The 13,446-nt window shown below is 46.1% G+C and carries 12 protein-coding genes; 9 read left to right on the top strand and 3 right to left on the bottom strand.

All coding sequences use genetic code 11. From position 1 onward, the window contains the following. Window positions 1–30 precede the first annotated feature (30 nt). The 5 genes from KNQ13_RS00920 to pheT all read left to right on the top strand — a co-directional run bounded on the left by KNQ13_RS00920 (window position 31) and on the right by pheT (window position 6,109). A complete protein-coding gene (locus tag KNQ13_RS00920) occupies window positions 31–513 on the top strand; it encodes a dUTP diphosphatase (RefSeq protein WP_014970974.1) in 483 nt (160 codons plus the stop codon). A 12-nt stretch (window positions 514–525) separates the two neighbouring features. After that, window positions 526–1,608, top strand: a complete 1,083-nt coding sequence (locus KNQ13_RS00915; protein WP_014970973.1) for a M42 family metallopeptidase — start codon at window positions 526–528, stop codon at window positions 1,606–1,608. A 3-nt stretch (window positions 1,609–1,611) separates the two neighbouring features. Further along, window positions 1,612–2,367, top strand: coding sequence for a TrmH family RNA methyltransferase (locus tag KNQ13_RS00910; RefSeq protein WP_014970972.1), 756 nt, complete (start codon window positions 1,612–1,614; stop codon window positions 2,365–2,367). Window positions 2,368–2,677: 310 nt separating this feature from the next. Next, on the top strand, window positions 2,678–3,700 hold the full coding sequence (gene pheS / locus KNQ13_RS00905) for a phenylalanine--tRNA ligase subunit alpha (protein WP_014970971.1): 1,023 nt from the start codon (window positions 2,678–2,680) through the stop codon (window positions 3,698–3,700). Window positions 3,701–3,712: 12 nt separating this feature from the next. After that, on the top strand, window positions 3,713–6,109 hold the full coding sequence (gene pheT / locus KNQ13_RS00900; RefSeq protein ID WP_026829987.1) for a phenylalanine--tRNA ligase subunit beta: 2,397 nt from the start codon (window positions 3,713–3,715) through the stop codon (window positions 6,107–6,109). A gap of 130 nt (window positions 6,110–6,239) precedes the next feature. Here the strand turns inward: pheT and KNQ13_RS00895 are convergent, their stop codons facing one another. Together KNQ13_RS00895 and KNQ13_RS15900 are read right to left on the bottom strand one after the other, a co-directional pair. Beyond that, the gene (locus tag KNQ13_RS00895; protein WP_026829986.1) at window positions 6,240–7,424 is read right to left on the bottom strand and encodes an MFS transporter; all 1,185 of its coding nucleotides are present in this window, start codon (window positions 7,422–7,424) and stop codon (window positions 6,240–6,242) included. Beyond that, window positions 7,421–7,816: a MarR family winged helix-turn-helix transcriptional regulator gene (locus KNQ13_RS15900; RefSeq protein ID WP_236624281.1), complete on the bottom strand. Its 396-nt coding sequence runs from the start codon at window positions 7,814–7,816 to the stop codon at window positions 7,421–7,423. The genes KNQ13_RS00895 and KNQ13_RS15900 overlap by 4 nt, the downstream gene beginning before the upstream one ends. A 549-nt stretch (window positions 7,817–8,365) precedes the next feature. Between KNQ13_RS15900 and KNQ13_RS00885 the strand changes: the two genes are divergently transcribed. Next, window positions 8,366–9,835 (top strand): UDP-N-acetylmuramoyl-L-alanyl-D-glutamate--2,6-diaminopimelate ligase, encoded by a 1,470-nt coding sequence (locus KNQ13_RS00885; RefSeq protein ID WP_034774009.1) that lies wholly within the window; start codon window positions 8,366–8,368, stop codon window positions 9,833–9,835. 21 nt (window positions 9,836–9,856) lie between these two features. On the opposite strand, the gene rnhC is transcribed toward KNQ13_RS00885, so the two are convergent. Continuing rightward, window positions 9,857–10,777, bottom strand: a complete 921-nt coding sequence (gene rnhC / locus KNQ13_RS00880; protein WP_026829983.1) for a ribonuclease HIII — start codon at window positions 10,775–10,777, stop codon at window positions 9,857–9,859. Window positions 10,778–10,895: 118 nt separating this feature from the next. Here rnhC and zapA point away from each other — a divergent pair, with 118 nt between their 5' ends. From zapA to polX, 3 genes are read left to right on the top strand one after another with little or no spacing between them, the layout of a single operon-like run. Beyond that, a complete protein-coding gene (gene zapA / locus KNQ13_RS00875; RefSeq protein WP_026829982.1) occupies window positions 10,896–11,132 on the top strand; it encodes a cell division protein ZapA in 237 nt (78 codons plus the stop codon). Window positions 11,133–11,134: 2 nt separating this feature from the next. Then, window positions 11,135–11,683, top strand: coding sequence for a CvpA family protein (locus KNQ13_RS00870; protein WP_014970960.1), 549 nt, complete (start codon window positions 11,135–11,137; stop codon window positions 11,681–11,683). A 45-nt stretch (window positions 11,684–11,728) separates the two neighbouring features. After that, window positions 11,729–13,444 (top strand): DNA polymerase/3'-5' exonuclease PolX, encoded by a 1,716-nt coding sequence (gene polX / locus KNQ13_RS00865; protein WP_014970959.1) that lies wholly within the window; start codon window positions 11,729–11,731, stop codon window positions 13,442–13,444. Window positions 13,445–13,446: the final 2 nt, after the last annotated feature.

Raw genomic sequence — 13,446 nt, 5'->3', positions numbered from 1 at the left:
TAATTTTTTAAGATTAAAAGGAGAATTAAGATGGACTGGTTGACACTTTTTGAAATGCAGGAACAATTGGATAAACGGATTCAGTCAGAACATAATTTGACGGGAAATCAATTTGATGAACGTTTGCTGGCGTTATTAGTGGAGCTTGGTGAGCTTGCGAATGAGACGCGTTGTTTTAAATTCTGGTCGACAAAAGGACCATCGGCTCAAGTCACGATTCTCGAAGAATACGTCGACGGTGTTCATTTTCTACTTTCGTTAGGACTTTCGTTAGATTATCGGAAAAACGAATTTGTTGAAGGGGACTACTATCTGACGGCAACGGACGCCTTCTTAGATGTCTACAATAAAACAAATGTATTTGCGATTTCACGAACGGAACAAAGTTATGATGTTTTAATTGGTGCGTATTTAGCATTAGGTGCTACACTTGGTTTTACACAAGAAATGATTTTCAAAGCTTATGTCGCAAAAAACGAGGCGAATCACGTTCGCCAAGACAACGGTTACTGAGGAGGAAATCAGATGAATGAACAATTACATATGCTGAAACGTCTTACGGACGCAACAGGTGTTCCTGGAAATGAGAAAGAAGTACGCCAATTAATGCGCGAGTATCTCGAACCGCATGCAGAAGTCTTTCATCAAGATGGATTAGGGAGTTTGTTTGCTGAACATCAGGGAGCAGGAGAAGATGCACCGCGGATTCTGATTGCTGGTCATATGGACGAAGTCGGATTCATGGTCACGAAGATTGATGAGAAAGGATTTCTTCGTTTCCAGCCACTCGGCGGATGGTGGGGACAAGTTCTTCTCGCACAGCGTATGAATATTGTCACGTCATCTGGTGAAGTCATCCCAGGTGTGATCGGTGCGAAGCCACCTCATGTTTTACCACCGGAAGCGCGCAATAAACCAGTTGATATCAAAGAGATGTTCATCGATATCGGTGCCACTTCAAAAGAAGAAGTGGAAGGTTGGGGAGTTCGACCAGGAGATACGGTTGTCCCACATTGCGAATTTACTGTGATGAAAAATGAGAACTTTTTAATGGCGAAAGCGTGGGATAACCGCGTAGGTTGTGCGATTGCCATCGAAGCCATCAAACGCTTAAAAGAAGAGGGACATCCGAATACGATTTTCGCAGGTGCCACTGTTCAAGAAGAAGTTGGATTACGTGGTGCGCAAACGATCGCGAATCTGATTCGTCCGACGATTGCCTTTGCGGTCGATACGGGGATTCCAGGAGATACACCAGGCATGACAGACCGTGAAGCCTTATCCAAATTAGGTGAGGGTGTTCAAGTCATCATGTTTGACGCCACGATGATCGCACACCGTGGGCTAATTGATTTTGTCACTACTGTCGCTAAAGAAGAAAACATTAAATATCAATTGGATCTGACACCGGGTGGCGGAACAGATGCAGCGAAATTCCACCTGTCTCATACAGGCGTACCTTCACTTGCTCTGACTGTTCCGATCCGTTATCTGCATACAAACGTTTCGATCATGCATAAAGCAGACTTCGAAGCGGCCGTTGACTTAATCGTCGCGGTCACAAAACGTCTAGACGCAGAGTCGGTCCAAGCGATTTACGAGGGGTAAACGATGAAACATATTTCTTCCGCAAAAAATGAGATCGTCAAACAATGGAAAAAACTTTTAACTAAAAAGGGACGTCTGCAATCTAAACGTTTTCTGATCGAAGGAGAACATCTAGTTGAAGAAGCAGTTCGTGCCGGCATCATCAAAGAATTGATTGTCCGTGACGATGTTCAAGTACCGGGTTCTTGGAAAAAGAATGCAGCGGACTTGATTACGATCGATGAGTCGGTCGCCAAAGTCCTTTCAGAAACAGAAACGACACAAGGCATTTTTGCTGTTTGTGAAATGAAAGAACAAACAGAACGGTTAGAGCGTGGACGGTATCTGTTACTCGATCGTCTTCAAGATCCGGGTAATGTCGGAACGATGATCCGGACTGCCGATGCGGCTGGGTTTGATGGTGTCATCATTGGACACGGCACAGTGGATGTCTACAACAGTAAAGTATTGCGCGCGACACAAGGTTCGATTTTCCACCTGCCAGTCATCATGATGTCACTGGAAGACGCGATTCAAGATTTACATGAACTCGGTGTCTTTATTCTAGGGACGGCACTACGTGATGCCCAACCTTATACAGACGTTGAAAATCTTGGAGCCATCGGTTTGATTATCGGTAATGAAGCGCAAGGTGTTGCGCCTGAGCTGCTTGATCAATGTGATGGACGCGCATACATCCCGATTCGCGGAAAAGCAGAATCGTTGAATGCAGCCGTCGCTGCCGGGATTTTACTGTATCATTTTGCTCCGGCTGATTGAATCAGACACGCGTTCATGCTAAAGTAAATGACATCAGAACAATTACCTAGACGTTGATGGAACAGAGTAGGTTAGGAAACGATTCGATTAGGGAGGAGAAGCCTTAGACTGAAAGCTTCTTTACGAATCCGCTGACTGAATTCACTCCGGAGTCGCACGAGAGATCGTGACGGGATGCGCCCGTTATTGCGCTACTTGAGGACTTGATGGATTCAAGTCAAACAAGGGTGGTACCACGATGTAATGAAATCGTCCCTTCGGCAAATTGTCGGAGGGGCGATTTTTTATTTGATGAAAAGGAGTGACGAGCATGCGGGAACAATTAGAGGCACTTCGTGACGAAGCGCTACAACTCGTAGATCAGGCAAGTACACAAAAAGAATTAAATGATGTTCGTATCAAGTATCTCGGTAAAAAAGGTCCAATCACGGAAGTGCTTCGTGGGATGGGAAAATTATCAGCAGAAGAACGTCCTGTCGTCGGAGAAATCGCAAACGCTGTTCGAGGTGTGATTCAAACCCAACTGGAGCAACGTCTAGTCGATGTCAAACAACAAGAAATGAACGCAAAATTAGCGCTCGAAGCAATCGATGTGACGCTCCCGGGACGTTCGAAAAAAATGGGGCAAGCCCATTTGCTCCAACAAGTCACGGATGAAATTGAAGACATTTTTGTTGGACTCGGTTATACGATCGCAGAGGGTCCTGAAGTGGAACAAGACTTGTTCAACTTCGAGATGTTGAACCTTCCAAAAGATCATCCAGCGCGCGATATGCAGGATTCATTTTACATCACGGATGAAATCTTGATGCGGACACATACGTCTCCTGTTCAAGCACGGACGATGCTCGCTTCAAAAGGAGAGCCGATTCGGATTCTCTGCCCGGGTAAGGTCTACCGCCGGGACGAAGATGATGCGACGCATTCACACCAGTTCATGCAAGTCGAAGGACTTGTCGTCGGTGAAGACATCTCGATGGCAGATTTGAAGGGAACACTCGAAGCATTCGTAAAACAAATGTTTGGCGAAGCGCGCGAAATCCGGTTACGTCCAAGCTTCTTCCCGTTCACGGAACCATCTGTCGAAGTGGATGTCTCGTGTTTCAAGTGTGGCGGAAAAGGGTGTAACATCTGTAAACAGACCGGTTGGATTGAAATCTTAGGAGCCGGTATGGTTCATCCACACGTGCTGGAAATGGCGGAATACGACAGTACGAAAATGTCTGGATTTGCCTTTGGGATGGGGATTGAACGAATCGCCATGTTGAAATATGGTGTTGATGATATTCGCCACTTCTATACGAATGACGTTCGCTTCAGCGAACAGTTTTAAGGGGGAAAACAGATGTTAGTCTCAAAACAATGGTTACAGGAATTCGTCGATGTCCGTCAAAAAACAGGCGAAGAATTGGCTGATTTGATTACGAAAAGTGGAATTGAAGTAGAAGGTGTCGAAGTCCGCGACGCTGAGTTAAGCAATATCGTCGTAGGACACGTCTTGACGAAAGAAAAACATCCGGAAGCGGATAAATTGAATGTCACGACAGTCGATATCGGACAAGAAGAACCCGTTCAAATCGTGTGTGGCGCACCCAACGTTGATGTCGGACAAGACGTCATCGTCGCGCGTGTCGGGGCACGCCTTCCCGGTATCAAGATTAAACGCGCTAAATTACGAGGAGTCGTCTCCGAAGGCATGATTTGTTCACTTGAAGAACTTGGATTTGAGAAAAAATATATCCGTGAGGACGAACAGGACGGAATCCATACATTCCGGGAAAACGTCGAACCGGGCCAAGATGTATTAGAAGTGCTCGGGATGCATGACGAAATCCTGGAACTCGGGCTGACACCAAACCGTTCGGACTGTCTCAGCATGTACGGCGTCGCCCACGAAGTCGCGGGAATCTTGAATACGAACCCGGTCTTCCCGACGGTCGAAGTGATGGAAGCATCGGAAACTACGGGTGTCGAAGTCCGACTGGATTCAGAAGCCTGCTCGTTTTATGCGGCACGCGAAATTCGGGACATCGCCATTGCCGAATCGCCACTCTGGTTAAAAAATCGTCTGATTGCCAACGGAATTCGTCCAATCAACAACGTCGTCGACATTACGAATTTTGTTTTACTGGAGACGGGACAACCACTCCATGCTTTTGATGCCAAAAAACTCGGCAACCAGATTGTTGTTCGTCAAGCAATCGCCGGCGAAACGTTCCAGACACTGGATGAAGTGGAACGGACACTCGATCCATCGATGCTCGTTATCACAGATGGTGAGCGTCCGGTCGCACTGGCCGGCGTCATGGGCGGGGCGAATACAGAAGTTGATGCAACGACGACATCGATTGTCCTTGAATCGGCGTATTTCGCTCCTATCTCTGTTCGGAAAACAAGCCGTGTCTTAGGCCTTCGTTCGGATTCAAGTTCACGCTTTGAAAAAGGTGTCGACCCACGCGGCGTCCTTCTGGCGCTTGATCGGGCAGCGACATTGATTGCGGAAGTAGCAGGCGGGACAATCCTTGCCGGAACAGCGCAAGCCGGTGCTCTGCAACTTGAGGATCATTTGATCGAAGCAAGTGTCTCGTACATCAACCATCGTCTTGGAATGGAAATCGAAGGAACGGTCATGAAGGAATTGTTAGAACGTCTTGGATTAGGTGTCGAGTTGTCGGCAGATGCGTTGACAGTTAGTGTACCGACACGTCGTCAAGATTTAATGATTCCGGCCGATTTAGCAGAAGAAGTCGCGCGACTGTACGGTTATGACGCGTTAACATCAAGTCTGCCGCGAGAAGCGAGTCGTGGTTTCTTACCAAAACGCAATCAACACCGTCGTCACATTCGTCGGTTGTTGCAGGGCGCAGGACTCTCGCAAGCCATTACGTATTCGTTGACGAGTGAACAACGGGCGATGCAATTCAACGAACAACACGATTTGCATCCGGTCAAACTCGCAATGCCGATCAGTGAAGCCCGTTCGACGCTTCGGACATCCTTGATTCCGGGATTACTGGAAGTCGCACAACATAATGTCGCACGTCAGCACGCCGATCTTGCGTATTATGAACTAGGCAGCGTTTATCTCCAACGGGATGCCTCGCTTGAGACGTTACCGCTTGAGCAAGAAGTAGTCGCGGGAGTCATGGTCGGCGTGGCGGAGCAACATCGTGTCCATGGTACATTCGTCAAAACGGATTTCTTCGTCATGAAAGGAATCGTCGAGACGTTAGCTGAGGCCCTTGACGTGTCATTGACGTATGAAGCGGTAGGGATGCCATCGATGCATCCGGGTCGGACGGCGCGGGTCTTCCTAAGTGGTGAGGCGATTGGTTTTGTTGGACAGGTCCATCCGGGATTATCAAAAGAAGAATACGGACTAAAAGAAGTGTATGTCTTTGAACTCGATGCGATGTTATTGCATTCTAAAGATCAGCTTGTCTATCAAGAAATCTCTCGTTTCCCATCGATGACGCGTGATGTCGCGATTGTTCTGCCACGTTCAGTGACAGCGAGTGAAGTGGAGAACGTCATCACGCAAGCGGCGGGACCACTTTTGCAACAGGTGGAGTTGTTTGATGTCTATACAGGCGAAAACGTCGGAGCAGATCAAAAGTCGTTTGCTTTCTCCCTACGTTATCAAAATAAAGAACGAACACTTGTGGATGAGGAAGTCACGGCAGCCCATCAACATGTAGTTGAAGCACTGAAAGCGACGTTTGACGCCGAGTTACGTGCATAATCGCAAAAACAGTCACCAGTAAAGAGTGTCTTAAATGAAACACCGAATGCGATCTCTCTTTTAAAAAAGAGGGATATCATTTGGTGTTTTTTTGTGTGTTTCAGAGGGGAATCAGATTGTGTCAACGAATTCATGATGCAAGATTTTTTTCATGAGATGACTGATTTCGTCGATTAAAGATCCAGTAGATCAAACCACTTGTGAAGACGATTAGGCTACAAAAAAGAAACATCTTCGAGTAACCGACTTCAGCTGCTAGACTTGAGAGCATTAAAGCCCCAAGACCAAACCCGCTGTCATACGCCAAGAAAAAGGTTGAGATGGCTTTCCCTTTTTGATGTGGAGCGGCATACGTCAACATGACCGTCTGAAGCCCTGGAAAAATCGAGGCGGAGCCAATCCCGATGATGAGCGCGGCCAGCAAGAGTCCGATGAGTGACGGGAATGTACCTAAGAGGACAAAGCCGATGACATATAAAAAATAAGATGGAAACAAAACGAAACCAGGTCCTTTTTGATCAAACCATTTTCCCGCTAAGGGACGAATCGCTACCATACCGAGTGCGACGACAGCATAAAAATAAGAAGCATAAGGAACATGACCAATCGAATCCGCATAAAGCGAAATAAACGCCGATGTACTTGAAATAGCAACTCCGGCAAGAACCGTCGCTAGTAGTAAAAGAGGGCGGGACAGGAAAAGCGATTGATGCAGGCGGAAAGCAATTCTGTTCGGAACATGCTGGCTTTCTAGGGGCAGACGAACCATTAATACGAACGAAAGAAATGCAAGTAATGCGACCAAAACGAAATAAAAGAAAAATGCTTCTTGCTGAATCAAACTGAGTCCGATTACGGGACCGAGAACGGAAGCGAGGTTCATTGAAAGAACAAAATAGCCCATTCCTTCTCCTTGCCGTGGTTTTGGAATGAGCGTCGTCACTGCTAAACTGATCGAGGAAGACAACATACCGAAACTAAATCCGTGCAATACACGCACAACAATCAGGTAGACGAATGATTCGAGCGGTAAAACGAATACATATAACAGGCTCATGAATGTAAACAATCCTGCTGATATTAACAGCACCCGCTTTAAATCAAACCGATCCAGCCAATGGCCAATCAACGGCCGTGAACAGACGGTTGCTAAAATGAAGCTGGTCACGACCCAACCGAGTGCGGCTTGGGAGACGTCAAACCGTTTAGCAGCTAGTAACGGCAAGGAAGCATTTAACAAATAAAACGTGATAAACAGTAGTAGGTTAATCAATAACGTCATGACATAGTGTCGATGAAATAAACGGTTTGTCAATAGAGTTCCTCCTGTTCGTCAGGACGATGTTCTTCGAGGAGGTGTGTCATGATGGTGGCGAGAAGAGCTTGATTTTCACCTGAAATAGTGTGTAAAAAAGATTGATGAGCCGATTGGACGGCTTGATTGATTTGTTCATAAGACTGGTTTGCGGATGGCGTTAACGTAATCCGGCGCTTTCGACCAGATCCGATCCGAACGACAAACCCCAGTTCTTCGAGCCGAGTGACGGTTTTAGTGACGGCGGGTTTTTCAATGACCAGGTATTTAGCCAACGCCACTTGCGAGACAGGTTCAAGGATAACGACGGCCTTCAATAACGCCCATTGTCCTGTATGTAAGGAGAACGGGGCTAGTGCGACATCAATATCCCGTTTCGCGAGACGTGCCACTTTCGATAATTGACCGAGTAAGTCTTCTTGTTGGGTAAAGATAAAAAAACCTCCTTTAAGGTAACTAGTTAACTTAAAGGAGTATAACGGACTAAAGGATAGGTTGGCAAGGCATTGTTTTTTGTAAGAAGCAGTTTGGAATACTAATCGATTTAATACCTTTCAGCATTCGATGATGAACAAACACACCACTACGAAGATTCTAAGTGAGAGCGTTTTCAAAAAAAAAACGTTATAGCTTGCTGAAAATAGGGTAATTTTACGAAAAGAGAGGTCTTTTTCTGTATCTGCCTGAATCTGTTGAACGGTGGCTTCAATCCTAGGGCACTCGATTCTTCAGAACAGGGCTGAGGAAGGTCATCATCAATCCTTTCATCTGATTTTCTTGAAAAGGTTTTGCGAAGCTAACGTGCGATTTTGAATTGGTTGTAACATACTTAGTTGAAAGTTTACTTGAAAATGAATCGACATCTTCCTAATCATTATATAGAACAAACCCGTCAAACTATAACTCACGTCCGTTTAACCACAAAGGAGAGAATACACATCATGAATCGTCCATCCAAACACTTGTCAGAATTAATTGCTCTGTTTCACCTTACATGTGATGAAAACCCGGTCATCACGAGTATCGAGACGGACTCTCGTCGAGTGACAGCAGGAAGTCTGTTTATTTGTGTCCGTGGTTATACCGTAGATGGACATCAATATGCACAAGAAGCGATGGAGAACGGAGCAGTTGCGATTTTAGCAGAAGAACCGCTTGCCGGAATCACGATCCCCGTGATTTTATTAGCGGACACGAAACATGCCGCTGGAAAAATCGCGGATTTGTTTTACGATCATCCAAGTCAACAACTTCGTGTCTATGGGATTACCGGTACAAACGGGAAGACGACGACAACGAAACTAACCTATGACTTGTTCCGAGCAGCTGGGCATAAAGCCGGGATGATCAGTACGGTTGGGGCGATGATTGATGGTGAAATGATTGATACGCCGAATACGACGCCGGAAGCAATCATCTTACATCGCATTTTACATCAGATGGTCGAACGTGGTGTGACGGACTGCGTACTCGAAGTATCTTCTCATGCGTTGGTCGAGGGACGCGTGGAAGGAGTCCGGTTTCATGCGGCAGCATTTACGAACTTAACACACGATCATCTGGATTATCATACATCGATGGAAGAATATGCAGAGGCAAAAGCGTTATTATTTGAACAAGTCGCGACGAGTGGTGGGGAGGCGGTGATTCTCAACGAAGCCGATCCCATCAGCCAAGTCATGGCGCAAGCAGCAGATGGGGTCCCTGTTCTCTGGTATGCGACAGATGAAACATCAAATGCCCCGATTGCAGTCGAATGGAAAAAAGAGACGGTTCGGGTTCGACTCGATGGAACGGTGACGGAAGTCCCGGTCTTTCTTTTAGGTGACTTTAATGCCGCCAATCTCGCAGCAGCAATCGGATTGATTAGGGCGGGCGAAGTCAACATGTACCAACTGATTCGACACATCCCGGAACTTCGTTTACCAAAAGGAAGGCTCGAGCGGATTCCATTCGAAGGGTGTGAAATTTATATCGACTATGCCCATACGCCGGATGGACTGGAAAAATGTTTGAAAGCTTTATCTGTTCCGGATGAACCGTTATATGTCGTGTTAAGTGCAGCAGGAGAACGGGATCGTTCGAAACGAAGTATCATGGGACGAATTGCGAGTCAGTACTGTGAGGGTATCATCGTGACAGTCCATGATACGAGACGAGAGGAACCACAGCAGATCATCAAGGAATTGATCAAGGAAATCCCGCCCCGGAAAATCATCACGTGTCATGAAACACGGAAAGAAGCGTTGCAGATTGCGGCCAAAATCGCCTTGACCGGAAAACGGGTTATCATCGTCGGAAAAGGGCATGAACGGTTTGAACGGATCGGAACGGAAGATGTTCCGTTTGATGAAACGAAAATTTTGATGGAAGCTTTAAACCGTTTATCCGGACAAGAGTCAGCGATGTAAAAAAACCGACCGATCCTGGGATCATGGTCGGTTTCGTTTTTCTGCTAATGTCAGGGCTTTTTTCGTATTGGCAAAATGAAATTTCGTCCAATCTTGTAGACGTGTTGGTCCATATCGTAATAGCAGTGAAGCAGCCACTTGATCGACTTTAGCACCGGCTCCCTTTGGAATCTCGGTCCCTGCTTGTTGGCTCAATTGATTCATTTCTTTAAGAAATATGGCACGGGCTAAAATCGAGGCGGCAGCGACAGCGACATGTAATCCTTCTGCTTTTGTCGAGAAATAGACATTATCTGTCACTTGTTTCGCTTCCCCAGACAAGTGTTTATAGTAGACGGTTTTTTCAGCGAATTGATCAATTAAAATTGCTTGCGGAGGAGATGTTAATTTCTCAAGCAGCCCGTTCAGCGCGGCATTGTGCAGTAAGGCTGTCATTTTTCCTTGCGTCATCGTTCGTTGCATCCGATTGTAATCGGGATTATGCAGAATACGATACTCATAAGGGATGACAGCATGAAGGTCGCGGGCAATCTTTCGAATCTCCGGATCTGAAACGTTTTTAGAGTCGCGGACGCCGAGTTCACGCACAAGATCAATCTTTTCGTGCTCGACATACGCGGCGACGACGACTAACGGACCAAAAAAATCGCCTTTGCCGACTTCATCACTCCCGACGACGGACCAGTTCGAAAATCCTTCAGGTAAGGATGCGCTGGTAGTCGAGCTTGCCTTTTTAGCGACAGGAGAACCGTAACGGGCGGCAATGGATTCTGCTTCTTGTCCTTGAAACATGACTTTGCCAGAATTATAGACCGTCAGGATACATCCTGATGTCCGGGCAGCAAATCGTGCATACGGAGGAGGGGGACTATGTTGACCACCAAAATCTGAAATAACTGCTTCTTGTTTTTCTTTTGTTAACTTTAATACGACCGTTCCCATATGATGATCACCCTTTCGAAATAAGCATACCATCCTTAAGACGGATGGTGGACTTCTTTTCCTATTTCAAAAATGATGGTACTATATGAAAGAAGCAAAGTGTGAGGAGGACAGAAAAATGGCTGATTCAGAAGGGTTGAACCGGACGACGATTCATATCGCAGGAAATGATTATACGATTGTCGGAACGGAGTCGCCTGAACACGTACGTGAAGTGGGTCTCCTCGTGGATACGAAAATTCGTGAAATCAGAGACCAGGCACCACAACTTGATGTTCGTCAAATTGCTGTTTTAGCAGCTCTCAATATTGGTAGTGATTATGTGAAAATCAAAAAGAATTTGGGTGAAATTTAAACATGATTTCTTTTGTAATCTTATTATTTTTGGCGTTAGGGACGATGACAGGTGTCCGTCGAGGTGTAATCTTACAAGCGGGACATCTATTGAGTTTGATCATTTCCTTTATCGTTGCCTTATCGTTTTACGATGAACTGGCCGAAAAATTTAAACTGTGGATTCCATATCCATCGACACTCGATGATGCCGGAATCGATTTGACGATGTTTTCTATCCCAAGTTCGACTGGACTAGATGAAGTCTTTTATAAAGCCTTTTGGTTCATCGTCTTATTTTTCGTCACGAAAATCGTGTTGTCGATCATTTTATCGATGTTTGATTCATTGACGAATATCCCGATCCTCAAGCAGTTAAAAGGATTGTTAGGTGGCGTGTTCGGATTCATCGAGATGTATATCTTCATCTTCTTGATTTTGTTCTTGGCAGCCTTTGCACCGGTTCAATCGATTCAAGATGCCATTGCCAATTCAAGCTTAGCCTCGTTCATGATTCAGCATACACCGTTACTCGCGGAATGGTTGATGGACAAAGTCGGTTTGACAAAATAACGTGCTCCCGTTTCCTGGGAGCTTTTTTTGAGGGGAGAATTGAACATGCGAACGACACAAGATGCGATTCGACATTTGGAACGAATTTCTGTATATCTCGAAGTAAAAGGAGAAAATCCGTTTAAAATCAATGCTTTTCGAAAGGCGGCTAGTTTACTAGAAGCAGCAGAGGTCGACTTGATGGATATTGAAGATTTCACGGCGATGAAGGGAATCGGGAAAGGAACGGCGACTGTCCTTGAAGAATTCCGGACTACCGGAACGAGCACAGCCTTGACGGAACTGGAACAACAAGTTCCGGAAGGGTTGATTGCCTTGCTAAAAATTCCCGGTCTCGGAGGGAAGAAGTTAGCGAAATTACATGAAGTCGGTGTGATCGATGCGGATTCCTTCGCTGAGAAACTGGCGGATGGTACAGTGGAAGCAATGCCAGGCTTCGGGAAAAAGACAGTTGAAAAATACAGTAAGGCACTTGAAACGTTTGAGACACGACCAGAACGCTTGCCGTACGGTGTGATGCGAAAAAGTGTAGCCGAGCTTGAACGGACATTAGCGGAGATGGAACACATCATCCGTTTTGAAGTCGGTGGCAGTTTCCGACGAGCAGAAGAAACCTGTAAGGATCTTGATTTCATCCTCTCAACGGAGCGGCCGAAAGAAGTGAAGGAACAGCTACTTGAACTGGAACAGATTGATGAAATCATTGCTGCCGGAGACACGAAGGTGTCGATCGTCCTCAAACGGGATGACGCCTATATCGCTGTTGATTTTCGACTGGTCGATGATTTAGCTTTTGCCTCGACCTTACACCATTTCACAGGATCAAAAGATCATAATGTCCGGATGCGGCAACTCGCGAAAGAACGTGGGGAAAGCATTTCAGAGTATGGTGTCGAGACGAAAGAGGGTCTTTTCCAGCCGAAGACGGAAGAAGAATTATTTGCCCGCTATGACCTACCGTTCATCCCACCGGAACTTCGAGCTGGACGATTGGAATTCGAAGCGGATTTAAACACGTTGATTCAAGAAACGGATATCCATGCTGATGTGCACATGCATACGACATGGTCTGACGGCACATTGTCCGTTGAAGAACTTGTCGATGCCTGTGCGGCGCGGGGTTATTCCTGGATGGCGATCACCGATCACAGTAAATATATGAAGTTTGTGAATGGATTGACGGAAGAACGTCTCCGGAAACAACGGATTGAGATTGAAGCGGCGCGTAAAAAACATCCGGATATGACGATTTTATGTGGCGTCGAGATGGATATTTTACCGGACGGCTCACTTGATTACGAGGATACGTTTTTACAAGAGATGGACTATGTCATTGCCTCGATTCATTCCAAGTTTGATCAGACAGAGGAAGAAATCATGCAACGGCTTGAAAATGCCTGCCGTAATCCGTATGTCTCCTTGATTGCTCATCCGACAGGCCGAATCATCGGACGGCGTGAAGGATATGCCGTCAACATCGATCGACTCGTCGAACTAGCGGCTGAGACGGGAACAGCACTTGAAATGAACGCGAATCCGGCACGATTTGATTTAACGGCATCATCTTTAGTGAAAGCGAAGGCGGCGGGCGTCAAAATCATGATCAATACCGATACGCATAAACCAGAAATGTTAGAAGATATGAAACTTGGGGTCCTACATGCACGTAAGGCATATTTGGAACCGTCAGATGTCATCAATACGTGGACAGCAGAAGAAGCCCGTGCGTTCTTTGAGCGAAAACGTCAAGGAGTGAAGTGAAA

The sequence above is a fragment of the Exiguobacterium sp. s128 genome (assembly GCF_018618815.1).
In the GTDB taxonomy this organism is placed as follows: domain Bacteria; phylum Bacillota; class Bacilli; order Exiguobacteriales; family Exiguobacteriaceae; genus Exiguobacterium_A; species Exiguobacterium_A antarcticum.
This window is presented reverse-complemented; position numbering and strand designations above follow the sequence as displayed.